This is a genomic window from Salipiger aestuarii, from assembly GCF_003259905.1.
GTDB classification, from domain to species: domain Bacteria; phylum Pseudomonadota; class Alphaproteobacteria; order Rhodobacterales; family Rhodobacteraceae; genus Salipiger; species Salipiger aestuarii.
The window spans coordinates 18,355-41,211 of the sequence record NZ_QLMG01000008.1 but is presented as its reverse complement, the minus strand read 5'-3'; the positions used below and the strand labels follow the sequence as shown (position 1 = coordinate 41,211).

Here is a 22,857-nt window from a genome sequence, read left to right as displayed (position 1 = left end):
GGTTTCGCGCGGGATGTGCCTAGTTGGCGCCCGCGTTGAAAACGAACAGCTGTTCGCCGCCGATTCGATAGCTGTCGATCAGATCCCTGGCGCGGTCCGACACCAGCCATGCCTCCAGCTTGTTGACCAGGTCCGTCTGCACATGGGCGTGCCTTTCCGAGTTCACCGGCAGATAGGCGTACTGGTTGAAAAGCACCGGGTCGCCCGCAAACAACAGCGCCAGATCGGCCTTGTTGCCGAAATTCAGCCAGCTGGCCCGATCCGACAGGATGTAGCCATTCATCCCCGCCGCGGTGTTCAGCGCAGCGCCCATGCCGGAACCCACCGCGTTGTACCAGTCGCCAAACCCTGCCGCATCAAGCCCGGCCTCCTGCCACAGCGCCAGTTCCTTTTTGTGCGTCCCGCTGTCGTCGCCCCGGCTGACGAAATCGGCCTTGGCGGCGGCGATGTCCTGCAGCGCCTCGACCGCCGTGGCATCACCGGCGATGCCTGCCGGGTCGTCGGACGGGCCAATGAAGACGAAATCATTATACATGATTTCGGTGCGGTGCGTGCCGTAGCCTTCCGCCACGAAACGGTTTTCCGCGGGGCGCGAATGCACCAGAATCGCATCGACATCGCCAGCTTCGCCCAGCTTGATCGCCTGGCCGGTGCCGACCACCAGCAACTGAACCTCAAGATCCAGATCCCTGGCGATCTCGGGCAGCAGCACCTCGGCCAGACCCGAATTGTTGAACGATGTGGTCACCGCCATCTTCATCACATCGGCAGCCTGCGCCGCCGTGGCGCCCGCGACAAGCGCGGCGCCCAGCATCAGTTTCGGTATCATTCCACGATGTCTCCTTGTAAAAAAGCCCGCGCCCGGGACGTTCGGGGCCGGGCAAAAAATTCTGCTGCGGGGCCGCTGTCATGCAAGCGGCCCCGCAGCAGAAACAGCACGTCATCGCCAAGCCGCCGGGCCTGGCCCATGTCGTGCGTCGACAGGATCAGCCGCCTGCCGGACGCACGCGCCTGTATCAGGATCTGTTCTATCTCGCGCATCGCACGGCCATCCAGCGACGCGCAGGGTTCGTCCAGAAACAGCACATCGGGCGCGATGATAAGCGCGCGGGCAAGGGCGAGCTTTTGCTGTTCGCCGCCCGAAAGCCGGGGCGCATCCCGGTTCAGCATTCCCGCAAGGCCCACCTGCGCCGCGGCGGTTTCGGCCCGCGACAGCGCCTCCCGCCGGGGCACACCACGGATGCGCAGGGGATAGGCGATATTGTCCACCACGCTGCGGCGCAACATCACCGGACGTTGAAAGACGAACGCCTGTGCGTGGCGGGCCTCGTCGATCGGGCAGGCCCAGTCGATGCGCCCCCCGGACAGCCGCGCGGTGCCGTGCAGCAGGTTCAGCAGGCTGGTCTTGCCGGCACCGTTTGGCCCGATCAGTACGGTGATGCCCGGCCCGTCGATGCGCAGATCCACCGGGCCGACAAGGGTGCGCCCGCCGCGGCGACTGGTGGCCGCCTTGGCGACGAGAGGCAGAAGGCGGCTCACCAGCGGTCTCCGCGTTCGGTGCGGCCCAGCCAGTGGATCGACAGGTTGACCGCCACCGCCAGCCCGATCAGCACGAACCCCAGCGCCAGCGCGAGACCGAAATCGCCCTTGCCGGTTTCCAGCGCGATGGCCGTGGTCAGCACCCGCGTCGCGTGGTCGATGTTGCCGCCCACGATCATGATCGCGCCGACCTCGCCGATGGCGCGGCCAAAGCCCGCCAACGCCGCCGTCAGCAGCGCCCGGCGCGAATCCCACAGCAGGGTTCGGATCTTCTGGCCTTCGGTCACGTTCATCGAAATCAGCAGATCGTGGTATTCGGCCCAAAGCTCGCGGATCGACTGATGCGCCACCGATGCGATCAGCGGCACGATGATGACCGTCTGCGCGATAATCATGGCGGTGGGCGTGAACAGCAGCCCCAGCACCCCCAGCGGGCCGGACCGCGACAGGATCACATAGAGCACAAGCCCCACCACCACCGGCGGCAACCCCATCAGCGCATTGAGCAGGGCGATGATGCCACGCCGCCAGCGAAACCGGCGCACCGCGAGAAACGCGGCCAGGGGCAGGGCGATGCAGGACGCGATCAGCAGCGCCGTAAACGTCACCCGCAGTGAACGCAGCGAGATTTCCACCAGCGCGCTGTCCAGCGTCACCATCAGCCAGAATGCCTGGGACACCCCGTTCCAGATATCGACCATGGGCCGATCCCCTCCCCATGCCACCAGCGCGGACCGCCTTCGTGTTCTTTCGGGCCGGAGTGTGTCAGGGGCGGGGACGCTCTGCCAGCCCCCCTTGCGGGAAAACCCGGCCCTGGGCCAGTCTGTCCAGAACTAATTCGGCGGCGTGCGGATGCAGGACATTTTGTCCGATGCCCCGAGCGCGCGGACGCGACTGGAATTGCCCATGGGCAATCCGGGGGGCCTCAGCCGTCGAACCGGCTTTGCAGGTAGTGGGCAAAGGCGGCTTCCAGCTGGTCGCGGGTCAGGCCGTCGTCAAAGCTGACCGTGACCTTGCGCCCCCTGGTCTGCACCGCGATGCCCGGCGTGCCGAACACCGCGCGGTCAACGGGCACCTCGGGGCGGGAAGGGCGCCCGGCACGCGTCAGCCGCCGCATCACCGCCGCCGCATCGACATAGGCGCCCTGGCCGTCGCGCGCCGCCTGCTGCTGGCGGGCAAGGGACGCGGCCGCATCCAGCACCGCATCGCAGGTTTCGGGATCCCCCAGCAGCGGCTTGAGCTCGCGCGCGTTGCGTTCGCGGATCTCGCGCACATTGGCAAAGGCGGCGATCACCACGTCGGGCAGTTTCGCCAATTGCAGGTAGCGCGACAGCCAGGGCTGGCTGACCTCCAGCCGCTCTGCCATCGCTTTTTGCTTGCCGCCGTAATAGCGCGCGACGGCATCGGCATAGTCGATGGCGCGCTCGTAATCCGAAATATCCTCACGGTCGCGGTTTTCGATGTCCGCCAGGCGGAACGCTTCTTCGTCGGTCAGCGTCCGGGTTTCGATCAGATAGCGGAACTGGGTGTAGTTGTGCGCGCGCAGCCAGCTGACGGCGAAATGGCGACGGGCGCCGCAGATCACCTCGTAATCGTAATCCGTGTCATCCACAGGGCGCACGATGGCGGGAAATTCCTGCCGCCCCTGGGCGCGGATACCGTCGATCAGATCGCGGCAATTGTCTTCGGTCAGCAGCGCGTATTCGCGGTTGTGACGTGTCCACATCCGGCAGCGGGCCGGGTCGATCCAGCGCAGGGTCTTTTCCTCGATCTCGCCGGCCAGCCGTTCGCTGATGGTGGTCGAGCGTTTCAGAAACCGCGCGCTGCCCGCGTCATGGTCCGGCGTGGCGCGCGGGGCGGACGGCGCGTCAAGGCCGCTCAGAACATCGTCGAAGATGGCGTCGTGCTTGCGGGTCATAGCAGCCCCTCCTTGCGCAGCTGTGCGTGGTGACTTGGCCAGGTCTTGCGGATCAGGATTTCAACCTCGCGCCCCACCGCATCCAGATAGGCGCGGCAGCGCTTGTGCGTCTCGGTCCGGGTCGCGGTGCCGGTCAGCTCATAGACGGTGCTGAGGTTGGCCGTCGCATTGTCGATTTCCGCGCTGTCCTTGAGCACGGCTTGCAGCATGTCCATCGGAAACACCGCATCCATCATCCGCTTGATCGCCAGATGCGCCGATTTGCCGTCGTTCATTTTGGTTGCCAGGATCTTGACAAAGGCATAGTCACGCGGGCCCCCGGCGCGGGCAAGTTCGTTCAGCGTGGCGCTGAGCATCTTGAGAAAATGCGCCGTCGAGCCAAAGTCGATGTTGTTGGGCGGGGCCGGAATCACCAGCGCATTGGCCGCGCGCAGCACCGACAGCGACAGCATCCCCAGCGCGGGCGGTGGGTCCAGCAGGATGACATCGAACCGGTCCTTGATGGTTTCGATCCCCGCGCGCAGCCGGTCCAGCACAAAGGCCTGTTCACGCGCCATCCGTGCGGCAAATTCGTATTCCGCGTCGTACAGCCCGAGGTTCGCCGGGATCAGCGCGATGTTGGGCCAGTAGGTCGAGCGCAGCGCATAGGACAGATCCGGCGGGCCACCGTGGCGAAAGAACGGATAAAGCGTGTCTTCTTCCTCATCCACGTCGATGTCCGGATTCAGCCCGAAGATCGACGTGGTCGAGGCCTGGCTGTCGCAGTCGATCACGCAGACGCGATACCCCTTCAGCGCAAGATACTGCGCCAGATGACAGACGGTGGTGGATTTGCCCACGCCGCCCTTGAAGTTCTGGATCGCCAGAACCATCGCCGGATCACTGGGCGCGCGATGGGGCAGGGTGCCGAACACGCTGCGCATCCGGTTCACGTCGGCAAGGCTGTAGCCGGTGCGCCGCCCGGTCTGGGGGTCCTTCTCCGGTTCGGGCAGGCGGCCGTCGCCTTCGGCATCGCGAATCAGCTTTTCGCTGCGTCCGACCATTTCCGCGGCACGGCGGACGTTGAACTGCACATCCAGCGTCTTTTGCGTGCCGGGGGCATAAAGGCGATCGCGCAGCCGGTTGATGACGGTCGACGCGCGGGTGGCAAGGCGGTCAAGCTCGTCAAGGGAAACCGCGGGTAGGGCGGACTGCTCCATGGCATCCTCTTGTCTGACGGTTTCGATAGCTTCGAAACCTGGGATCTGGTCGAATCATGGCGCCATGCCGGGTCCGGCTCAAGTGCGAATATTTCGGGAAACCCCGAAAAAAAGCGGAAATCGCGGTATGGCCACGAAATCACCGGAAACCATGGGCTGTTGCGCCGGGATCCGATCTTTTTACCAGTCTTTCAAGGCATATTCCCCGATTTGTAAGCCTTCTTCGTGGCAGGGGCCTTTGGGTGACGGTTTCCGGCCCTGATTGCCGGCGGGGTTGCTGTTGCGTCTTGCCCGGCTGTTCAGGATTCTGGTGTTCTTGATTCAGACGCGGCAGAGATTTGATATTAATGGGAAATTTTCACCAATTCTTACTTGGCGGGATCGTTTGCCTTACGCTTCGGGGCTGGTGGCCATACGTCCTGGGGCGGCAAAGCTTACAGATTGGGAACACCCTTATCCTTACGTTTCGGGTGACTCGCAGGGCGTCACCAAACCCCTTGATTTACTGGCTTATTCGTTATCTGCCGCCGAATCGCCCTGACCGGCCCCTGCATTCAAACCTTACCTTTTGGGTGCTGGACCGACCGGCGCCTTTCAGATAAATTACATCCAAAGACTACAAAAGTAAGCGCAGGCAGGTAACACAATGGCGCAGGCTCCTTCTTCCTCCAGACCCTATCGCACAATCGAGGCCCGGCCCAATGCCGAAAGTCTCATCAAACCCGGAGAGCTGGTCGACCTTGTCGAGGTCACGCCGCTGACCCTCGCCGACCGGCGCATCTATAACCAGTTGCTGGAAAACGCCTGGGATGTGATCGACAAGCCCGTCACCCATGTCATCGCCAAATCCGATCTGCGCGGGTCGCACAATTCCAACGACCGCGTGGGCGAAACGATCGAGCGGCTGATGTCGGCCATCGTCAAGGTGCGCGTCACCCGCGACGGCGAAGACGCCATCGAACGGGTGCAACTGCTGGGCGGCAACATCGAGACCACGCGGCGCGACGGGCTGCTGGAATATGAAATCCCCCAACGCCTGCGCCGGATCATCAAGGACAGCACGGTGTTCGCCCGGCTTCAGCGCGAGGTGATGTTCGCGCTCAGTTCGAAATACGCGCTGACCCTGTACGAGATGATCCAGAAGCGCGGCAACCTGCGCTATCGCAGTTCCGAGAAATTTTCCCTGGATGATTTGCGCGGTATTCTGGGGGTGTCGCGTGGCAAGCTGACCTCGTGGTCCAACCTCAAGCTGCGCGCCATCGACCCGGCGGTGGCCGAGGTCAACGCCCTGTCGGATTATGTGGTCGAGGTGGCGCCGCTGAAGACGGGCCGCCGCGTCACCCATGTGGAGCTGCGCTGGTGGCGCAAGGACGACAGCACCAGCGCCGAGGTCGAACGCGAACTCAGCTTTTCCAAGGTCGGTCGCAAGGCCCGGATGACCGGCACCGAAGACACCCTGACAGACCCCAGACCCCGGCCCGCCTGGCTGGACGCGCGCGGCCCCGCGCTGCGCACCGAAACCTATGAAACCGCGCGCCTGCGGTACCCCGGCTACGACATCTACCACGTCGAAGGCGAATGGCGCGCCTGGGCCAGGGGCCGCGACGAGGCGCGCGACCCCGACCGCGCCTTCCTGGCCTTTTTCCGCAGCTTTGCCGAAAAGACTCCGCTGTGACCGGCCTGCGCGACCGGGCGCGGCGCATGCTGCATTCGGTGCGCTTGCGGCTTCTGGTGCTGGCGCTGGTGCCGCTTATCATTCTGATGCCGCTGTTGTTGACCATCGGCATGGCGCGCTGGACGGCCGATTACGACGATCTGCTGATAGCCAACGTGGAAAGCGATCTGCGCATCGCCCAGCAATACCTCAACCGCCTGATGGAGGGCGCCGGCGCCGATGTCGCGGCCGAGGCGCGTTCGGCCGATCTGTTGCAAACCCTGGGCGAGGATGCCCGGACGCGGGATGCCTACCTTGCGCGCGCGCGGCAACGGCTGGGCCTCGATTTCCTGTATTATCTGCCCGCGCCCCCGACCCCCCCGGCATGGCCCGTGATCGCGCGCGCGCTGACGGGCACGGCGGACGCGCGAATCGACCTGTTCGATGCCGCCCAACTGGATGCGCGCGCCCCCGGTCTGGCGGCGCGCGCACGGATTGCGCCAGTCAAGAACGAGCCGGTCAAGAGCGACCCCGCCACCGGCGACGCGCCGGATGCGGCGGCGCTGGAAACGCGCGGCATGGTGCTGCACGCCGCGGCCCCGGTGCGGTTTGCGAACCGCCCTCCGGGCGTTCTGGTGGGGGGCGTGCTGCTGAACCGCAACCTGACCTTCATCGACACGCTCAACGAACTGGTGTTCCTGAATCCGGTCACCGGGGGTGATCGCAAGGGCACGGTGACCGTGTTCATGGACGATTTGCGGATCTCGACCAACGTCAGCCTGTTCGAGGGTCGTCGCGCCATCGGCACGCGGGTGTCCGAAGCGGTGCGCGACCGGGTGCTGGGTCAGGGCCGGATCTGGCTTGATCGGGCCTATGTGGTCAACGACTGGTACATGTCGGGCTATGTGCCGCTGCGCGACAGCTTCGGCGCGCGGGTGGGGATGTTGTACGTCGGCTTTCTCGAAGCGCCGTTCGACGCGGCCAAGCGGGCGGCGTATTTGTGGATGCTGGCGGCCTTTTCGGCGGTTCTGGCGTTGTCGGCGCCGGTGTTCCTGTTGCTGGCGCGCGGCGTCTTTGCCCCGCTGGAAGCGATGACGCAGGTCATGGCGCGGGTGCGCGGCGGCGATCTGGCCGCGCGCATCGGTCCCAGCGCCAAGCGCGACGAGGTGGCACAGGTCGGCGCGCATCTCAACGAGTTGCTCGAACAGGTTCAGGACCGCGACCGCCGCCTGCGCGCCTGGGCGGATGAACTGAACGCCCGCGTCGATCAGCGCACCGCCGAGCTGCGTGAGGCGAACGACAAGCTGGAACAGGCGTTCCACCAGCTGGTGATGCGCGAAAAGCTGGCCTCGATCGGGGAAATCACCGCCGGTGTCGCGCATGAGATCAACAACCCCGTCGCGGTGATTCAGGGCAATGTCGATGTCATCCGCGAGGTTCTGGGCCCGCAGGCCGAGGATCTGGGCACCGAGCTTGATCTGATCGACGATCAGGTCCGGCGCATCGACACCATCGTGGGCAAGCTGCTGCGGTTCGCGCGGCCCGGCGATTATGGCACCTTCTTTGGCCAGGTGGCTCTGGGGCCGGTGCTGCGCGACTGTCTGGTGCTGGTCGAACATGTCATCACCGGCGCCGACGTCACCGTGACCACCGACATCGCCGATACGCCCCCGGTGCGCGTCGACCCCGGCGAGGTGCAGCAGGTGGTGGTCAACCTGATCGTCAACGCGGTGCAGGCGATGGGCGCGCGGGGGCGGCTGGACCTGTCGCTGGCGCCCATGACGCAGGCCGGGCAGCCGGGGGCGGCGCTGCGGGTGCGCGACAGCGGGCCGGGCATCCCCGAGGACAAGCTGACATCGGTGTTCGACCCGTTCTTCACCACCAAGCAGGTCGAAGGCACCGGTCTGGGCCTGTCGATCTCGCAAAGCCTGGTGCAGCGCGCGGGCGGGCTGATCTCGGTGCGCAATCTGTCCGGTGCGGATGGCGCGGTGACGGGGGCGGAATTCACCGTCTGGCTGCCGGCGGCGAACCCTGGGGGCGATGGCGATATGGACAGATCCGGCCCGACCGATTAGCAAGGGCGCATGGAAATCACCGCCGACTTCGATGCGATCGGGCTGCTGTGCCCGCTGCCCGTGCTCAAGGCCCGCAAGCGCCTGTCGCAGATGGCGCCGGGCGAGGTGCTGCGCATCCGCGCCGACGATCCGGCGGCGGTGATCGACGTTCCGCATTTCTGTGCGGAATCGGGCCATGAACTGGTCAGCGCAAGTGACGACGGCACGGTGCAGACCTATCTTGTGCGCCGCCGTTAACGCAGGCCGAACGCTTCATAGGGGATGAAACGCACCGGGGTGCCGGGGGTGATGTCAGCGGCGCCATCGGGCAGTTCGACAAGGCCGGTGGCCCAGCTGAGCCCGCTGATGCGGCCCGACCCCTCCGAGGCGAAGACCTCTGCATGGCCGGCATTGTTCAGCCGAGCGCGCAGGTATTCGCGTCGCCCCGGCTTCTTGCGTTTGGAAAAGGCTGCGGGCGCCGCAAAGCCCTGCGGCGCGACCCAGCCCGCGCCCGCCAGCAGCGACAGCGCGGGCCGCGCAAAGATCAGCGCGCAGACCAGCGCCGCCACCGGGTTGCCCGGCAGGCCGAACACCGGCACCCCGTTCCATGTGGCCAGCGCCAGCGGACGCCCCGGTTTCAACGCGATGCGCCAGGCCGACAGCGTGCCCCGCGCGCGCAGCAGGGCCGACACATGGTCTTCGTCCCCGGCCGAGGCCCCGCCCGAGGTCAGCACCACATCACAATCGCGCGCGCCCGCATCCAGCCGCGCGGCGATGGCGGCGGGGTCGTCATTCACATGGCCCAGGTCGACCGGCGCGTAATCCCAGCCGGACGCCAGCGCCAACAGCATGGGGCGGTTGGCGTCCCAGATCTGATGCGGCAGGGCGGGGGCGCCCGGCTCCGCGATGATCTCATCCCCGGTCGACAACACGCCGACCCGCAGGGGCCGGAACACCGTGACCTGGCCCAGCCCCAGCGCCGACAGCAACGCAAGATCGGGCGCGCGCAGCCGGTGCCCGGCGGGCAGGGCAAGCTGGCCCTCGGCCACATCCTCACCCGCCTTGCGGGTGTTGGCACGCGGCCTGATCGGCCCGTCAAAGGCGACATGCCCGGCTCCTGTGGCGCAGTCTTCTTCCAGCACCACGGTATCGACGCCGTCGGGCAGGATGGCGCCGGTCAGGATGCGCACGGCCTCGCCCGAAGCCACCGCGCCGTCAAAGGGTTGTCCGGCGGCGGCGCGTCCCTGCACCAGCGGCAGGCGCATCACCCCCACCCCCGTGGCCGCATGGGCAAAGCCATAGCCATCCACCGCGGAATTGGGGCGCGGCGGGTTGGACCGCGTCGCGATAGCGTCGTCCGCCAGAACGCGACCCCGCGCGGCGTGGGTGGGCACGGTTTCTGCGCCAGTGACGGGGTGAAGCGCCGCGCGCAGTCGCGACAGGGCGTCCTGCACCGGCACCCAGTCCACGCCCTGCGGCATGGCAAAGCAATCGTCGCGCAGGCGGGGCGGGGTAAGCGGGGCGCCGGTCATGATGCGCCTCGGATGCCAAGTTCGGACAGGATGAAATCCGCGATCCCGGCGGTATCGTCCAGATCGTAGCGGGGCAGGGGGGTGTCCTGCGGCGTGTCGGATGCCACCGCGCGCACGGTGGCGTCGCGCGATGCCAGCAGCGCCTTGCCGGTGGCGGCGCGACAAGCCTCGATCTTGGGGTGGGGCGCGGTCTTGTAGCCTTCGATCAGCACCAGATCGACCGGCGCAAGCTGTGCCAGCAGCGCGTCCAGCGGCGGTTCACTGGCCCCGCGCAGCTCGGTCATCAGCGCCCAGCGGTTGGGCGAGGCGAGCATGACCTGCCCCGCCCCGGCGCTGCGGTGGCGAAAGCTGTCGGTACCGGGCTGATCCACATCGGTGTCGTGATGGGCGTGTTTCACGGTGGACACCGTCAGCCCGCGCGCCGCCATCTCGGCCACCAGCCGTTCCATCAGGCCGGTCTTGCCTGCGTTTTTCCACCCGGTGATGCCGTAGACCTTCACGCCGTGCCCCCGGACAGCGCCCCGATCTGCGCCCCGATCTGCGCCCTGGCCAGCGCCTTGGCCAGCGCCAGATCATCCGGCGTGTTGACGTTGAAGAACGGGTCGAATGGCGTTGCGGGAAACAGCGCCTCGCCCGCGCCATGGAGGTCGGTCCAGGCAACCACCTTGCGCAGGCCATCCCCCAGTGCCGCGCGCAGATCGTCGCGCAGTGCAACCGGCCAGAGCCCAAAGGTCGGATGCCGGTTCACGCCTCGCCCGCCGGATTTCAGCGCGTCACCGTCGCGCGGCGTGGCGGCAAGCGCCAGAAGGTGCGCGCGCCCCTCGGCGGCCAGCAGCAGCCGTGGCACCAGATCGCAGGGAAAGAACGGCGTGTCCCCCGCCACGGTGACGATGCTGTCGGCGCCCTGTGCGGCGGCCCAGTCCAGCCCCGCAAGCACCCCCGCCAAAGGCCCGGCAAAGCCGTCCACCGTGTCGGGCAGCACCGGCAGGCAGGCATCGGCAAACCGCGCGCCATCGCCATTGGCATTCAGCGCAAGACCCGCGACCTGCGGCTCGATCCGGTCGATCACACGCGACAAAAGGCTTTGCCCCGCGACGGTCAGCAGCGTCTTGTCGCCGCCGCCCATCCGGGTCGCAAGACCGCCGGCAAGGATCACGCCGAGGGGCTGTTTCATGCCGCCCCCTGCGCGCCCTTGCGGCGCGATTTTCGGGTGTCGCCGGCGATCGTCGCGGGGTCGGCATCGCGGATCAGCCGGCTCTCGCCCGACAGGCAGACAAAGCGGTTCCCCCGCATCCGCCCGATCACCGTGAGGCCCACCTGACGGGCGATTTCAACCCCCCAGGCGGTAAACCCCGACCGCGACGCGAGCACCGGGATGCCCATCAGCGCGGCCTTGATCACCATCTCGGAGGTCAGCCGCCCGGTGGTATACAGGATCTTGTCGCTTGCCGGGATGTCATGGCGGAACATTGCCCCGGCGATCTTGTCCACCGCGTTGTGCCGTCCGACATCTTCCATATAGATCAACGGATTGTCCTGATGGCACAGCACGGTGCCGTGGATCGCCCCGGCCTCAAGATACAGCGACGGGGTGGTGTTGATCCGGTGCGCCAGCGCATACAGCCAGCTCGTGCGCACCTGCGTTTGCGGCAGGGTCAAGCCATCCAGCCCTTCCATCATGTCGCCAAACACCGTGCCCACCGCGCAGCCCGAGGTGCGGGTTTTCTTTTGCAGCTTTTCTTCATAGCTGGTCTGCCGCTTTGTCCGTACCACGACGGTTTCCACCTCGTCGTCGTAATCGACGCCGGTCAGTATGTCATCGGCGCGCAGCATCCCCTGATTGCGCAGGAATCCCACCGCCAGATATTCGGGATAATCGTTGATCGTCATCGCGGTGACGATTTCCTGCCGGTTGAGGTAAATGGTGAGGGGGCGTTCCTCGACCACGGAAATCTCGGTTTCGGCGCCGGTCTGGTCGTGCCCGGTGACGCGGCGCGTCAGGCCGGGGCGCGCCAGATCGGGCAGCAGCGGGAGTTGCAGGGACGGCACGGGTTGCCTCCGGTCAGGGGTGTCTTTTCGGCACGGTCCATGTCTAGTATGACCGACCTTGCAGACGCAATAGGAGCCGCCCATGCTGGGATATGTGGTCACCAATGCCGAAGGCCAGGCCGACCGCCTGATTGGCGAGGCGGCGCAGGCGCTGTGCGACCGGGGCCTGCGGCTGGCGGGGGCGGTGCAGGTCAACCGCCACATCGGGCCGGGGCGCAAATGCGCGATGAATCTGCATAGCCTGTCGGGTGGCGGCGTGGTGCGCATCAGTCAGGATCTGGGGGCGCGGTCGCAGGGGTGCCGGCTGGACCCGGACGGGCTGGAACGCGCGGTCGGGCTGGCGCAGGCGGCGTTGACGCGCGGCGCGGATCTGTTCGTGGTGAACAAGTTCGGCAAGCAGGAAATCGCCGGGCGCGGATTTCGCCCGCTGATCAACGAGGCGTTGACGATGGGGCTGCCAGTGCTGACGGCGGTCAGCGCGGGCAATCTCGCCGCGTTCGAAAGCTATGCCGATGGGTTTGGCACGCGCCTGTCCGCTGATCTTGCAGCGGTTCTGGCTTGGGCCGTGACCGTGATCCCGGTGCGCGAAGCGGGCGCACCGGGGGTTTGTTTGTCGTCGTGACCTAGTCGCGCTTGTCGCGGCGGGGCGCATCCTTGCCGCCCTCGCCGGCGCGGCGCGGTTTGCCACCCGGTCTGGCGAATTTCCCGGCGGGCTTGCCGCCCGGTTTTCCGCCCGGTTTGCGCGCGCCGCCCGGCGGAACAAAGCGTTTGGACGTGTCATTCGCAGACGGTTTGGGCGCGGGGTCCTTGCGGGGGCCTTTGCCGGCGAACTTACCCTCGGGCTTGCGCCCTGCCTTGTCCGCGACCTTGCGGGAGTCACCGTCCGTGCGCGGACCGCGCGCTTCGCGATGCGGCGCGTCGGGGCCGGTTTCGCGGGGGGGCCGTTCGGGTTTGCGCTCGGGCTTGGGGGCCGGACGATCAGACGGGCCATCGGCCTTGTCGCGGTGCGGTTTGTAGGGCCGGTCCGAGGCATCGCGCGGTTTGCGATCGCCTTCGGGGCGGTCACGGCGCGGGCCGCCCTTGTGGCCGGGCCCGTCACCTCTGGGCCCGTCACCTCTGGATCTGTCACCTCTGGATCTGTCATCACGAGGCGGGCGGCCCTGCGGGGCGAATGTCGGCACGCCATCCAGAACGCGCGCCGAAATGCCGTCTTCCAGCAGGCCGCCGTCGCCAAGATGCGACACGAAGCCATCGACGCTGCTTGCCTTCAGCTCGACAAAGGTTTCGCTTTCCTGCACGCGGATGGCGCCGATGTCGTCCTTGTTCAGATCGCCCGCGCGGCACAGCAGCGGCAAAATCCAGCGCGGTTCGGCCCGGTTGCCACGACCCACCGTCAACGAGACCCACTTGCTGGGGCCAAAATCGCGCGGCTCTCGCTTTTCGGGTTTGGAATCTGGGGGCAGCAGGTCTTCGGGGGCGGCCTGACGCGACTGGTACAGCCGCAGGTAGGCGGCGGCGATGACCTCGGGGCTGCGCTGTTCCAGCAGCTTGGCGGCAAAGACCGACTGTTCATCGGTGATCGTCTCGTCCCAGGCGGGATCGGCCAGAAGGCGCGTTTCGTCCTGCGCGCGGATTTCATCGGCGGTGGGGGCGACAACCCATTCCGCGTTGATCTTGGCCCATTTCAGCAGGCGCTCGGCCTTTTTCGCGACGCGGGGCGGCACGATCAGCGCCGAAATCCCCTTGCGCCCGGCGCGCCCGGTGCGGCCCGAGCGATGCAGCAGGCTTTCGGTGTTGGTCGGCAGATCGGCGTGGATCACAAGGTTGAGGTTCGGCAGGTCGATGCCGCGCGCCGCAACATCGGTGGCAACGCAAACCCGCGCCCGCCCGTCGCGCATGGCTTGCAGCGCGTGGGTGCGTTCGGTCTGGCTAAGCTCGCCGGACAGGCTGACGGTGTTCAGCCCGCGATTGGTCAGCCGCGCCGACAGGTGGTTCACCGCCGCGCGGGTGTTGGCAAACACGATGGCGCTTTGGTCGTGGTGAAAGCGCAGCATGTTGAAAATGGCGTGCTCGGAATCCGACGCGGCCACGCGCACCGCCTGATATTCGATATCGGTGTGCTGACGCGAGCTGTCGATGGTGCTGACCCGGTGCGCATCCTTCTGGAACGTCTCGGCCAGCTTGGCGATGGCGGGGGGCACGGTGGCGGAAAACAACAGGGTGCGGCGGCTTTCGGGGGCGGCGCCCAGAATGAATTCAAGGTCTTCGCGAAAGCCGAGGTCAAGCATCTCGTCGGCTTCGTCCAGCACGACGGCGCGCAGGCCCGACAGATCCAGGGCGCGGCGTTCGATGTGGTCGCGCAGCCGGCCCGGCGTGCCGACGACGATGTGCACACCGCGTTCCAGCGCGCGGCGTTCCTGGCGCGCGTCCATGCCGCCCACGCAGGACGCCACGACAGCGCCGGTGCGCCCGTAAAGCCAGTCGAGCTCCTGACGCACCTGAAAGGCCAGCTCGCGCGTCGGCGCGATAATCAGCGCCATCGGTTCGGCGGCGGGGCCAAAGCGGGGGTCTTCGCCCAGCAGGGTCGGGGCGATGGCGATGCCAAAACCCACGGTCTTGCCGGACCCGGTCTGTGCCGAAACCAGCAGGTCGCGGTCGGTCAATGCGGGGTCGCCCACGGCCTCCTGAACGGGGGTGAGCGTGTCGAATCCACGCTCCGTGAGCGCCTCGGACAGGGAAGGGTTCATGAGGGGGAATTCCATGGGGTCGGTCAGGGGACAAGAGCGGCGAAACCGGCGCCGTGACATGGCCGGAAACACCGTAATCAGCGCCTGCGCGGCGCGGGATCACCCCCCTTAGAGCATGTCGTGCCTCAAGTACAGGGGCTTTCTGACCCTCGGGCGCTGCGTCCCGCGACACGTTTTTGCAACATCCGATCCACCGACAGCGGACCCGCGCCGGTCAGGGCCAGACCGCCCAGAAGCCACGCCCATAACAGGCGCTGATCCCAGACCAGACCGGTCGCGTCGCGATCGAACGGTGCGCCGATGGTTTCGGCGCCGATGCCGTGGCCGACGATGTCGGTCAGCGTCATCACCGCCAGAAAGCCCAGCATCCCCACCGCCGATAGCCGGGTGAACAGCCCCAGCAGGATCAGCAGAGGCAGCGCGAATTCCGCCAGCGTCCCGGCGGCGGTCACCGCATGGGCCAGCGCGGGCAGGGCCGAGGGGTCGTAGCCCGCCGCCTCCATCTGCCGTGGAAATATCTGGATATAGGCGTTGGCCGACAGGCCGGTCCCATCCAGCTTGGTCAGCCCCGAGGCCCAGAAATACCCGGCAAGAACGGCGCCAAAGACCAGTCTCGCGCTTGCCCCGATAACGGCAGAGGCACAGGGAAGGGGGGCGGTGTTCGCCTTGAGAAACGCGGCAATCATCACGGGGTCCTTTCGATCAGGGCACCGGCCGAAAACAGGCAGGCGAGAATTTCGGCATGGGGCGCACCGTCGGGCAGCGCGGCGCCAAGCGGGTGCCCCTGCGCCAGCGCCGCAAGCGTGGCGCCGGTGCCGGCGGGCGCGGGGCGGGCCTGCACCGACAGGGCGGGGCGGCAGATCAGGACCTCTCCGGCGGGGGCATTGGCCAACTCGGGCCGGTCGGTGTTGCGCGCCCAGATCGACAGCGCGGGCCAGCGCGTGGTCAGGCTGCGCACCGAAGGGTGCGGGGCAAGGGTCAGCGCGTCGGGGTCGGTGGCCAGCCGGGTCACATCCAGCGGCGGCGCATCGGCGGCGTGGCACGAGACGCGCCATGCCTGTTCGATGGCGGCAACCTCGGGCAGATAGGGCAGCGCGGCGGCGGGGGCGAATCCCTTCAGCCAGCCGGGCAGCGCGTCGCCATAGAGCGCCATGACCGGGTGGCGCGGCGGATGGGCGCGCAGAAAATCCCGCGCCATCGCATCGAAGAACCGCCGTCCCACCAGCTTTGCCACCGCGGGAAAGGCCTCGGCCAATGTGGCGCTCAGCGCGGCGGTGACGGAATTGCGATAAACCTCGAACCGGGCGGCGCCGACGGGCGGGGCGGCATCCGACAGCAGGGCCGCGACAAAGCCGTGCTGCGTCATGCGGGCACCCGCCGCGTCAGGAGCGCGTGCGCGCGGGCGGCCTCGGCCTGCAGGGTGGCGAAATCGGGCACATCGGCATCCCATTCGATCAGCGTCGGCGTCGGGCCGATGCGGTCAAGCACGCGGGCATACAGCGCCCAGACCGGGTCGGTCACCGGGGCGCTGTGGGTGTCGATCAGCACGTCGTCGCCGGGGGCGTGTCCGGCAAGGTGGATCTCGCCCACCATGTCCAGCGGGTAGGCATCAAGGTAGCGTTCCGGGGCAAACCCAAGGTTTTGCGCCGACAGGAACACGTTTTCGATGTCCAGCAACATGCCACAGCCGGTGCGCCGACCGATGCGGGCCAGGAAATCGGTTTCCGACATCGTGCTGTCGTCGAAGACCATGTAGCTGGTCGGGTTTTCCAGCAGCATCTGCCGCCCGAGATACTGCTGCACCTCGTCGATATGGGCGCAGACCCGGTCCAGCGTGGCGGTGTTGCAGGGCAGCGGCAGCAAATCGTTCAGGTAGGCGCCGCCGTGCGACGACCATGCCAGATGTTCGGAAAACCGAGCGGGGTTCAGCCAGTCGAGCAATCCGCGCAGCCGCGCCAGGTGATCGGGGTCAAGCGGGTCTTCGCCGCCGATCGACAGCCCCACGCCATGGGCCGACATCGCGAACCGCTGCGACATTTCCGCCAGCAGGGCCAGCCGGGGGCCACCGTCGACCATGTAATTCTCGGCGTGGATTTCCAGCCAGGACACGGCGCCGGGGGCGTCAAGGGCGCGGGCATGTTGCGGTTTGAAACCGATACCGGCGGCGGGGGGAAGGGGCATGGCGCTCTCCTGTCAGGCGGGCAGGGGCGCGGCGAAGGCATCGCCGCGCCGGGTCGGGTTCAGCCCATCGGCAGGTCGCGGTCGAGCGCCTCAAGCGATCCCGTGCGCGCGGTGCCGTCGGCCATCGCGGGCAGGTCGATTTCGGCGCAGGTGCCCTCGGGAACCAGCGACCAGGCGTTGCCCTGATAATCGACCTTGGAGGTGCCGGCGCAGGTGGTGCCGGGCCCGGCGGCGCAGCCGTTTTCGCCGGCCATCGCGACGCCAAAGCATTTTTCCTGACCCTGGGCGTGAACGGGCAGGGTCATCTGGGCAAGGCCCGCGGCCACGGCAAGGGCAAGCGTGGTGTTGGTGCGTGCGGTCATGGTGTCGTCTCCGATGCTGGGTTGGCAGATCGTCCTGTCTGCATCGGGGTATTCGGGGCAGGGGGCGCGGATGTTACACCGCTCGCGGGGTCGTGACCGGCTGAAACACCCCGCCGGAGTTTTTTTTGCCGATTTGCGGTACGGGCTGTAACGGACGGGCCGGAACGTGCGTATAACAGCCCATGACAGCCATGGATGCCGAGATCGAGGATCTGATGCGGCAAGGGCTTGCGGGGGACCGCAAGGCCTATGCCCGCGGTCTTGCGCGGCTTGCGCCCCGGATGCGGGCCATGGCGCTGCGCGATCTGCCCGCGCCGATGCGGCACATGGCCGAAGACGTGGTGCAGGAGGCGCTGCTGTCGATCCATCTCAAGCGCGGCAGCTGGGATGTGTCGCGCCCCCTGATGCCGTGGGTCAGGATCATCACGAAGCACAAGGCCATCGACGCGATCCGCGCCGGAGCGCGCCGACAGCACGAGCCGATCGAGAACCACGCGCATCTTGGCGCCCCCGAGGTCGATCCGCTGGAAAGTCTGCACATCGAACAGGCGCTGGCGCGGCTGTCGGATCGCGACGCGGCGCTGGTGCGCGAACACGCGGTGCACGGCGCCGACGCCGAGACCCTGTCCAGCCGGTTCGACCTTGGGCCCGGTGCGCTAAGGGTGGCGCTGCACCGCGCGCTGCGGCGGCTGTCCGATGCCGCCAGAAAGGACGAGGAATGGAAACCGACGACCTGATTGCCGTGCTCGCCGCCGACAAGGTGGCGCCGAAACGCCCGCATCTTGCGCGGCGCGTGCTTCCGGGGCTGGTGCTTTCGGCGCTGTTGGTCGGGCTGGTCTGGCAGATCCGGCCCGATTGGGCGCAGGCCATTCTCCGCGCGCCGGTGCTGGTGAAATCGCTGCTGCCGCTGGCGCTGGCGGCGCTGGCGGGGGCGCTGTTGCTGCGCCGCGCGCCCGACCGGCGCCTGCCCGTCGCGCCCTTTGCCATGGTGGCGGCGATGGCGGCGTGCGGCTGGGCGGTCGCGGTGGCGACGGGGGGCGATGTGATGGGCAACAGCGCGCTGCAATGCCTGGTGTCGATCCCGGTGCTGGCCCTGCCCATCGGCCTGCCGCTGGTGCTGGGGTTGCGCCACCGGGTTGAACCGCGCCCCGCGCGCGCCGGTCTGCTGGCCGGTCTGTTCGCGGGCGCGGCGGCCACGGCGCTTTATGCGCTACACTGCAACGAAGACGGCGCGGCGTTTTTCCTGCTGTGGTACGGGCTTGGCATCGCGATCTGTGGCTTTGCCGGGCGCGTGGCCGGGCGGCGTATGCTGGGGGTCTGACCCCGCCGCCGCCCTGAAAGCTACACGAACGGGCCTCCACGATCCGCTGGCCGGTGATCCGGCGCGCCGCTGCCGCTGTCGATCCTGTTGCCCGGTGCGGATCCCTGGCGCCTCGACTGCCGCGCAAGGGAGACCTTGCGGGCTGACCGTTACAGCTTGCGCAGATAGGCGTTTGACACATAGCCCCGCAGCCCCTGCGCCCGGTCCATCGACACCTCGCACCAGCGGGTGCCGCCGGTCTGCGTGCAGTCATGCACCCACAGTACGGTGCCGTTGGGCAGCCCGGTGATGATGTTGAACCCGGTGCCCGGCCCGGCGCGCATCTTGAGCATGTCCGGCGCCTCGACGCCGTACACCTCGTGGCGTGTCTGAAAGATGTCGGCGGGCTGCGAGCCGCATGCTGTCATCAGCATGGCCCCCGCCAGCGCGCCAAGAACGGGTCCGCGCATCGTTCGCTCCTGTTGTTTGCCATGTTCGGTCTGTTTGCCTCGGGGGCAGTGTAATGCGGTCGCGGGCGGAACGGAACGCTGGAATGGGGATCTTCGTCGCGGCGGCGAACCGCCGTGCCCCGATCTGTTGCAAGACCCGCGACCGCCGCCGCTGGCGCAGGTCATCGGGACATGGTCCGGCGGCGGGCGGATCAACAGGTTCGATACCCAGCGCGAATCGTATCGCGTTGTTCGATTTGCATCCAGCGCGCGGGAACAGGCGAAACCGCAGCCGCAACGTCATGCCCGTGGTGGTGCCAAGCGGCTCTGCGACGCCCCTGACGCGGGCGGAGTTCAAATGGGTCGCCATGCGATCTGCCTTGCACGATGCGTCGACCGGACCACCCGGCCGCGCGTTCCAGCGCAAGACCGCAATTCAGCGCGCGCGGGATCGGCGGCGTGGATCGCGAAGCGGCGTGTGCCGATGGCCGCGAACCGCGTGCGGTCGGTGATCGAACCCGCGCCGATGAAAGATAAATTCCTTGCCGTGTTTCACCACCCGGTCACGGATGTGCAAGGCCACCATGCGGGTGTCGTCGTTCAAGGCGGAGGTCCGGGAGTGGAGCGAATTCGGCCCCTGTCCGCCCACGGGCGATGAGTCCATCGTGACGCGGTGGTGCCATGGCGGGCAGGGTTGCCGGGGCGCGAAGCGGCACGGGGGCGCGACGCAAAGCGATGCCGGGACTTGTCCAAACTTATGCATGCATGCACCATGTGATGCGGTATTGGCCCTTGCGCTTACCTTTTGTCCGATGCTGTGCTCGTGGACGGTTGAAACGGGTGTTTTGTTTGTTTCTGCCGGGCAGGGTACGGCGTGCCGTTACGCGCGCCCTCGCCGGGGCGGCGATTTCCGGGTAGGAGGGCGCAGGAAGACGAAGGATCACCTCCCTCATGTGCTCTGGATTTGGGCGATGAATCGCCGCACCCTGTTCCGGTCGCTCGCCGCGACGCTTGGCCTCGGCACTGTCGGGGGCACCGTCGCGGCCTGCGTGGCCGACCGACGCAACCCTTATTATCAGGGCCCGGTCAGCGACCATTTCGATGGCACACGGTTTTTCAATCCGAACGGCGCCGCGCCGCGCGGCTTTCGCGATCTGCTGCGCTGGCGCTTTGGCGACCCCCCCGCGAAATGGCCTGACAAGGTCCCGCTTGCGGACCCGGCGCGCCCCGCGGCGCGGGTCGAGGACATGACCGTGACGATGGTGGGACACGCCAGCTTGCTGATCCAGATGCAGGGCGTGAACATCCTGACCGATCCGGTCTGGTCAGAGCGCGCCTCGCCCCTGTCGTTTGCCGGGCCGAAGCGGGTCGTCGCGCCGGGCATACCCTTTGACGCGCTGCCGCCCATCGACCATGTGCTGCTGTCGCACAACCACTACGACCACCTTGACCTGGACACCCTGAAACGGCTCAAGGCGGTGCATGACCCGCATGTGGTCACGCCGCTGGGCAACGATACGATCCTTGCGCCCACCGGCCTGCGCTGTCGCGCGATGGACTGGGCAGAGCAGGCGCGGTTGGGGCCGCTGGGGGTGGAATGCGTGCCGTCGCATCACTGGTCCGCGCGGGGGGCGGGCGACAGGTCGATGGCGCTTTGGGGCGGGTTCCTGCTGCGCGGCGCGGTGGGCGCGTTGCTGTTCATCGGTGATACCGGGTTCGACGGCGGCAGGCCCTACCGCGACTTGCCCGGGCGCTCGGGTCCGATCCGGGCGGCGCTGCTGCCCATCGGGGCCTATGACCCGCGCTGGTTCATGGCCGAACAGCATCAGAACCCGGACGAAGCGGTGCAGGGCCTGAAGCTGTGCGGCGCGGCCTACGGGATCGGCCACCATTGGGGCACGATCCAGCTGACGAATGAGGCCCGCGAGGCTCCGGCGCGGGCGCTTGAACTGGCGCTGGCCCGGCATCGACTGGCTCAGGACCGGTTCCGCGCCCTGCGCCCCGGCGAGGCCCGGGCCATTCCGCCGATCTGACGGGCTGCGGCGGGGTGGGCCTAGCCGCCGAACCCGCGCAGCCCGGTGCCCGTGCTGCGCGTGCCAAATCCCCCCCGCGAGGCTGCCGTCGCCCGTGACATCGGCGGCTTGCCCGCCGTCACCGGCGCCTTGGCAAAGGCCTGCGGCGTCAGTTTGGCGCGACCGGTGTTGTTCGCATAGCTGGTGCCGCCGCCCGGCGTGGTGAACCGCCCGTCCGCGCCGCGATACATCGGTTGTGCTCCGATTCCGCGCCCGCCCAGCATGTTGCCGATCAGATAACCCGCGATCAGCGGCATGAAGATGCTGCCCGATCCGCCCCCGGTCGCCTGCGCCTCGGTGTCGCAATTGCCCGCCCCGTACTGTTCTTCGCAGACCTCCCGGCTGTCGTAGCGGGGTGCGGTTTCGGCGTGCAGGGTCTGCGCCTCGGCAAAGGCGGTTTCGCAATCCTGTCGCGAAAACAGGCTGTCCGGGCCGACCGATGCCTGACAGCTTTGCAGATCGGGAAAGGCGCGCGCGTCAACGGGATCTTCGCGACATCCGGCCAGCGCGAACGAGGCGGCGCCGACGATGGCAAGGGCTGCGGTGCGGGAGCGTTTCGTCATGAGGGGGCCTTTTCGGGTCAGCTATGGCGGGGTCAATCCCGGATGAAATGCGGCTTGAACCGCGACAGATCCTGCGTGATGCGGCCGCGATCCTCGCGAATGCCGATGCCCGCGCAGGTGTCGCCCGCGATCCAGGACCCGATGACCGGGCGGAATCCGCCCATTACGGGCAGCGGGTGGTAGGCCTGCGCGATGCGCGGATGGGCGGCATAGGCATCGTTGGTCGCGGTTTCGGTGATCGCGCCGTCTTCGACGATGGTGATCGACGCGCCTTCGCGCGAAAAGATCGGTTTGAGCACATGGCCCGGCGCCATCGCATCCGCTGCGCGATCCAGACGCGCGGCCGCGTCCGCGCCGGGGCTTGTCAGATCCTGTTCGAAAAACGCGGGCAGCAGGTTGGGGTGATCTTCGAACAATTCCCACAGCACTGGCAGGATGCCCTTGTTCGACAGAATGGCCTTCCACGGCGGTTCGATCATGCGGCAACCCGAGGTGGCAAGATGGGCGGCGTAATCGTCCCGCAGAAGGTCTTCCCATGGGTAAAGCTTGAACAGGGCGCCGATCACCCGGTCTTCGTCGTCCAGAAACTGGCCGTCGTCGCTGACCCCGATTTTTTCCAGATCGGTGTAATGCGCCCCCAGACCCGCTTCGCGCGCGGCCCATCCCAGCGCCTCGACGGTGGCGTAATCCTCGGGCGCGCCGGCCATGGCGGTCAGGTGCAGATCAAAGCCCTGCGGGAACATCTGCGCCAGCCGCGCGGCGATCGCCTCGTGGATGCCGTTGAACTGGTCGTCGTCGGGCCCAAGCACGCCAAGCGCCTGGCTGTCTTCGAACCACTGCCACTGAAAGGCGGCGCTTTCGTAAAGCGAGGTGGGCGTGTCGGCGTTGTATTCCAGCAACTTGGCGGGACCGTCGCCCCCATACGCCAGATCCATGCGGCCATAGAGCTCGGGTTCGTCGTCGCGCCAGCTTTGGGCGATGTAGTCGCGATGCGCCTCGGGAATGGCCAGCCGGTCGAGCAATTCTTCGGAGCCGATCACATGATCGACGGCTTGCCGACACAGGGCGTGCAGCTCGGTGGACGGATCCTCGATCTGCCGTTCGATCTCATCCAGGGTAAAGCTGTAGGCCGAACTTTCGTCCCAATAGGGCTCGCCGTGCATGTCGGCAAAGGTAAAGCCCTGGTCCTGCGCCTTGGCGCGCCAGTCCGGGCGTTCCGGCAAGTCGATTTTGCGCAC

The 22,857-nt window shown here is 67.3% G+C and carries 24 protein-coding genes; 7 read left to right on the top strand and 17 right to left on the bottom strand.

From position 1 onward, the window contains the following. Positions 1-19 precede the first annotated feature (19 nt). The 5 genes from ATI53_RS06305 to ATI53_RS06285 all read right to left on the bottom strand — a co-directional run bounded on the left by ATI53_RS06305 (position 20) and on the right by ATI53_RS06285 (position 4,656). Entirely contained in the window at positions 20-829 is an 810-nt protein-coding gene (locus ATI53_RS06305) for an ABC transporter substrate-binding protein (RefSeq protein WP_111549976.1), read from the bottom strand. After that, positions 826-1,539: an ATP-binding cassette domain-containing protein gene (locus ATI53_RS06300; RefSeq protein WP_111549975.1), complete on the bottom strand. Its 714-nt coding sequence runs from the start codon at positions 1,537-1,539 to the stop codon at positions 826-828. The genes ATI53_RS06305 and ATI53_RS06300 overlap by 4 nt, the downstream gene beginning before the upstream one ends. Beyond that, positions 1,536-2,240 carry an ABC transporter permease gene (locus ATI53_RS06295; protein ID WP_009506168.1) on the bottom strand — a complete coding sequence of 235 codons (705 nt, stop codon included), beginning with the start codon at positions 2,238-2,240 and terminating at the stop codon, positions 1,536-1,538. Before ATI53_RS06295 ends, ATI53_RS06300 begins: the two co-directional genes overlap by 4 nt. Positions 2,241-2,464: 224 nt before the next feature. Next, on the bottom strand, positions 2,465-3,457 hold the full coding sequence (locus ATI53_RS06290; RefSeq protein ID WP_111549974.1) for a ParB/RepB/Spo0J family partition protein: 993 nt from the start codon (positions 3,455-3,457) through the stop codon (positions 2,465-2,467). Further along, a complete protein-coding gene (locus tag ATI53_RS06285) occupies positions 3,454-4,656 on the bottom strand; it encodes an AAA family ATPase (RefSeq protein ID WP_009504820.1) in 1,203 nt (400 codons plus the stop codon). The genes ATI53_RS06290 and ATI53_RS06285 overlap by 4 nt, the downstream gene beginning before the upstream one ends. Positions 4,657-5,302: 646 nt before the next feature. Here ATI53_RS06285 and ATI53_RS06280 point away from each other — a divergent pair. Genes ATI53_RS06280 through ATI53_RS06270 form a run of 3 tightly spaced genes read left to right on the top strand, consistent with a single transcriptional unit; the run spans position 5,303 to position 8,622 of the window. Next, complete coding sequence (locus tag ATI53_RS06280) at positions 5,303-6,331, top strand: replication initiation protein (RefSeq protein ID WP_009504818.1); 1,029 nt, start codon at positions 5,303-5,305, stop codon at positions 6,329-6,331. A 26-nt stretch (positions 6,332-6,357) separates the two neighbouring features. Next, a complete protein-coding gene (locus tag ATI53_RS06275) occupies positions 6,358-8,385 on the top strand; it encodes a sensor histidine kinase (protein ID WP_205912128.1) in 2,028 nt (675 codons plus the stop codon). A gap of 9 nt (positions 8,386-8,394) precedes the next feature. Continuing rightward, complete coding sequence (locus tag ATI53_RS06270) at positions 8,395-8,622, top strand: sulfurtransferase TusA family protein (protein ID WP_009504816.1); 228 nt, start codon at positions 8,395-8,397, stop codon at positions 8,620-8,622. Here the strand turns inward: ATI53_RS06270 and ATI53_RS06265 are convergent. The 4 genes from ATI53_RS06265 to ATI53_RS06250 are packed head-to-tail and all read right to left on the bottom strand — an operon-like array spanning position 8,619 to position 11,945. Next, positions 8,619-9,896, bottom strand: coding sequence for a molybdopterin-binding protein (locus tag ATI53_RS06265; RefSeq protein ID WP_111549973.1), 1,278 nt, complete (start codon positions 9,894-9,896; stop codon positions 8,619-8,621). The genes ATI53_RS06270 and ATI53_RS06265 overlap by 4 nt on opposite strands. Beyond that, positions 9,893-10,396 carry a molybdopterin-guanine dinucleotide biosynthesis protein B gene (mobB, locus tag ATI53_RS06260; RefSeq protein WP_009504814.1) on the bottom strand — a complete coding sequence of 168 codons (504 nt, stop codon included), beginning with the start codon at positions 10,394-10,396 and terminating at the stop codon, positions 9,893-9,895. Before mobB ends, ATI53_RS06265 begins: the two co-directional genes overlap by 4 nt. Then, positions 10,393-11,070, bottom strand: coding sequence for a molybdenum cofactor guanylyltransferase MobA (gene mobA / locus ATI53_RS06255; protein WP_111549972.1), 678 nt, complete (start codon positions 11,068-11,070; stop codon positions 10,393-10,395). Before mobA ends, mobB begins: the two co-directional genes overlap by 4 nt. Then, on the bottom strand, positions 11,067-11,945 hold the full coding sequence (locus tag ATI53_RS06250; protein ID WP_009504812.1) for a formate dehydrogenase accessory sulfurtransferase FdhD: 879 nt from the start codon (positions 11,943-11,945) through the stop codon (positions 11,067-11,069). The genes mobA and ATI53_RS06250 overlap by 4 nt, the downstream gene beginning before the upstream one ends. Before the next feature lie 82 nt (positions 11,946-12,027). On the opposite strand from ATI53_RS06250, the gene ATI53_RS06245 reads away from it, so the two are divergent. Beyond that, entirely contained in the window at positions 12,028-12,567 is a 540-nt protein-coding gene (locus ATI53_RS06245) for a DUF2478 domain-containing protein (protein ID WP_111549971.1), read from the top strand. Between the two features lies 1 nt (position 12,568). On the opposite strand, the gene ATI53_RS06240 is transcribed toward ATI53_RS06245, so the two are convergent. The 5 genes from ATI53_RS06240 to ATI53_RS06220 form a co-directional block, all read right to left on the bottom strand. Further along, entirely contained in the window at positions 12,569-14,692 is a 2,124-nt protein-coding gene (locus tag ATI53_RS06240; protein ID WP_111550008.1) for a DEAD/DEAH box helicase, read from the bottom strand. A 125-nt stretch (positions 14,693-14,817) separates the two neighbouring features. Continuing rightward, positions 14,818-15,378: a DoxX family membrane protein gene (locus ATI53_RS06235; protein WP_009504809.1), complete on the bottom strand. Its 561-nt coding sequence runs from the start codon at positions 15,376-15,378 to the stop codon at positions 14,818-14,820. Next, positions 15,378-16,058 (bottom strand): HvfC/BufC N-terminal domain-containing protein, encoded by a 681-nt coding sequence (locus ATI53_RS06230; RefSeq protein ID WP_170134532.1) that lies wholly within the window; start codon positions 16,056-16,058, stop codon positions 15,378-15,380. The genes ATI53_RS06235 and ATI53_RS06230 overlap by 1 nt, the downstream gene beginning before the upstream one ends. Then, positions 16,055-16,873, bottom strand: a complete 819-nt coding sequence (gene bufB / locus ATI53_RS06225) for an MNIO family bufferin maturase (RefSeq protein ID WP_111549969.1) — start codon at positions 16,871-16,873, stop codon at positions 16,055-16,057. Before bufB ends, ATI53_RS06230 begins: the two co-directional genes overlap by 4 nt. A 59-nt stretch (positions 16,874-16,932) precedes the next feature. After that, entirely contained in the window at positions 16,933-17,235 is a 303-nt protein-coding gene (locus ATI53_RS06220; RefSeq protein ID WP_009504806.1) for a BufA1 family periplasmic bufferin-type metallophore, read from the bottom strand. Positions 17,236-17,417: 182 nt separating this feature from the next. Here ATI53_RS06220 and ATI53_RS06215 point away from each other — a divergent pair, with 182 nt between their 5' ends. Together ATI53_RS06215 and ATI53_RS06210 are read left to right on the top strand one after the other, a co-directional pair. Then, positions 17,418-17,972: a sigma factor gene (locus tag ATI53_RS06215; protein ID WP_034452597.1), complete on the top strand. Its 555-nt coding sequence runs from the start codon at positions 17,418-17,420 to the stop codon at positions 17,970-17,972. After that, the gene (locus ATI53_RS06210; protein WP_009504804.1) at positions 17,954-18,556 is read left to right on the top strand and encodes an NrsF family protein; all 603 of its coding nucleotides are present in this window, start codon (positions 17,954-17,956) and stop codon (positions 18,554-18,556) included. Before ATI53_RS06215 ends, ATI53_RS06210 begins: the two co-directional genes overlap by 19 nt. A gap of 149 nt (positions 18,557-18,705) precedes the next feature. Here ATI53_RS06210 and ATI53_RS06205 read toward each other — a convergent pair whose 3' ends face one another. Continuing rightward, positions 18,706-19,005 (bottom strand): SH3 domain-containing protein, encoded by a 300-nt coding sequence (locus ATI53_RS06205; protein WP_009504803.1) that lies wholly within the window; start codon positions 19,003-19,005, stop codon positions 18,706-18,708. Positions 19,006-19,955: 950 nt separating this feature from the next. On the opposite strand from ATI53_RS06205, the gene ATI53_RS06200 reads away from it, so the two are divergent. Then, positions 19,956-21,017 carry an MBL fold metallo-hydrolase gene (locus tag ATI53_RS06200; RefSeq protein ID WP_205912125.1) on the top strand — a complete coding sequence of 354 codons (1,062 nt, stop codon included), beginning with the start codon at positions 19,956-19,958 and terminating at the stop codon, positions 21,015-21,017. A 20-nt stretch (positions 21,018-21,037) separates the two neighbouring features. On the opposite strand, the gene ATI53_RS06195 is transcribed toward ATI53_RS06200, so the two are convergent. Both ATI53_RS06195 and ATI53_RS06190 read right to left on the bottom strand, forming a co-directional pair. After that, positions 21,038-21,619 carry a DUF1190 domain-containing protein gene (locus tag ATI53_RS06195; protein ID WP_111549967.1) on the bottom strand — a complete coding sequence of 194 codons (582 nt, stop codon included), beginning with the start codon at positions 21,617-21,619 and terminating at the stop codon, positions 21,038-21,040. A 32-nt stretch (positions 21,620-21,651) separates the two neighbouring features. Further along, complete coding sequence (locus tag ATI53_RS06190; protein ID WP_009506513.1) at positions 21,652-22,857, bottom strand: glutathionylspermidine synthase family protein; 1,206 nt, start codon at positions 22,855-22,857, stop codon at positions 21,652-21,654.

Coding starts and splice junctions, on each gene's coding strand:
- ATI53_RS06245 (WP_111549971.1), top strand. CDS start 12,028: ATGCTGGGATATGTGGTCACCAATGCCGAAGGCCAGGCCGACCGCCTG.
- ATI53_RS06210 (WP_009504804.1), top strand. CDS start 17,954: ATGGAAACCGACGACCTGATTGCCGTGCTCGCCGCCGACAAGGTGGCG.
- bufB (WP_111549969.1), bottom strand. CDS start 16,873: ATGCCCCTTCCCCCCGCCGCCGGTATCGGTTTCAAACCGCAACATGCC.
- ATI53_RS06290 (WP_111549974.1), bottom strand. CDS start 3,457: ATGACCCGCAAGCACGACGCCATCTTCGACGATGTTCTGAGCGGCCTT.
- ATI53_RS06215 (WP_034452597.1), top strand. CDS start 17,418: ATGACAGCCATGGATGCCGAGATCGAGGATCTGATGCGGCAAGGGCTT.
- ATI53_RS06235 (WP_009504809.1), bottom strand. CDS start 15,378: ATGATTGCCGCGTTTCTCAAGGCGAACACCGCCCCCCTTCCCTGTGCC.
- ATI53_RS06265 (WP_111549973.1), bottom strand. CDS start 9,896: ATGACCGGCGCCCCGCTTACCCCGCCCCGCCTGCGCGACGATTGCTTT.
- ATI53_RS06200 (WP_205912125.1), top strand. CDS start 19,956: ATGAATCGCCGCACCCTGTTCCGGTCGCTCGCCGCGACGCTTGGCCTC.
- ATI53_RS06205 (WP_009504803.1), bottom strand. CDS start 19,005: ATGCGCGGACCCGTTCTTGGCGCGCTGGCGGGGGCCATGCTGATGACA.
- ATI53_RS06230 (WP_170134532.1), bottom strand. CDS start 16,058: ATGACGCAGCACGGCTTTGTCGCGGCCCTGCTGTCGGATGCCGCCCCG.
- ATI53_RS06270 (WP_009504816.1), top strand. CDS start 8,395: ATGGAAATCACCGCCGACTTCGATGCGATCGGGCTGCTGTGCCCGCTG.
- ATI53_RS06285 (WP_009504820.1), bottom strand. CDS start 4,656: ATGGAGCAGTCCGCCCTACCCGCGGTTTCCCTTGACGAGCTTGACCGC.
- ATI53_RS06295 (WP_009506168.1), bottom strand. CDS start 2,240: ATGGTCGATATCTGGAACGGGGTGTCCCAGGCATTCTGGCTGATGGTG.
- ATI53_RS06195 (WP_111549967.1), bottom strand. CDS start 21,619: ATGACGAAACGCTCCCGCACCGCAGCCCTTGCCATCGTCGGCGCCGCC.
- ATI53_RS06240 (WP_111550008.1), bottom strand. CDS start 14,692: ATGAACCCTTCCCTGTCCGAGGCGCTCACGGAGCGTGGATTCGACACG.
- ATI53_RS06305 (WP_111549976.1), bottom strand. CDS start 829: ATGATACCGAAACTGATGCTGGGCGCCGCGCTTGTCGCGGGCGCCACG.
- mobA (WP_111549972.1), bottom strand. CDS start 11,070: ATGAAACAGCCCCTCGGCGTGATCCTTGCCGGCGGTCTTGCGACCCGG.
- ATI53_RS06280 (WP_009504818.1), top strand. CDS start 5,303: ATGGCGCAGGCTCCTTCTTCCTCCAGACCCTATCGCACAATCGAGGCC.
- ATI53_RS06220 (WP_009504806.1), bottom strand. CDS start 17,235: ATGACCGCACGCACCAACACCACGCTTGCCCTTGCCGTGGCCGCGGGC.
- ATI53_RS06275 (WP_205912128.1), top strand. CDS start 6,358: ATGCTGCATTCGGTGCGCTTGCGGCTTCTGGTGCTGGCGCTGGTGCCG.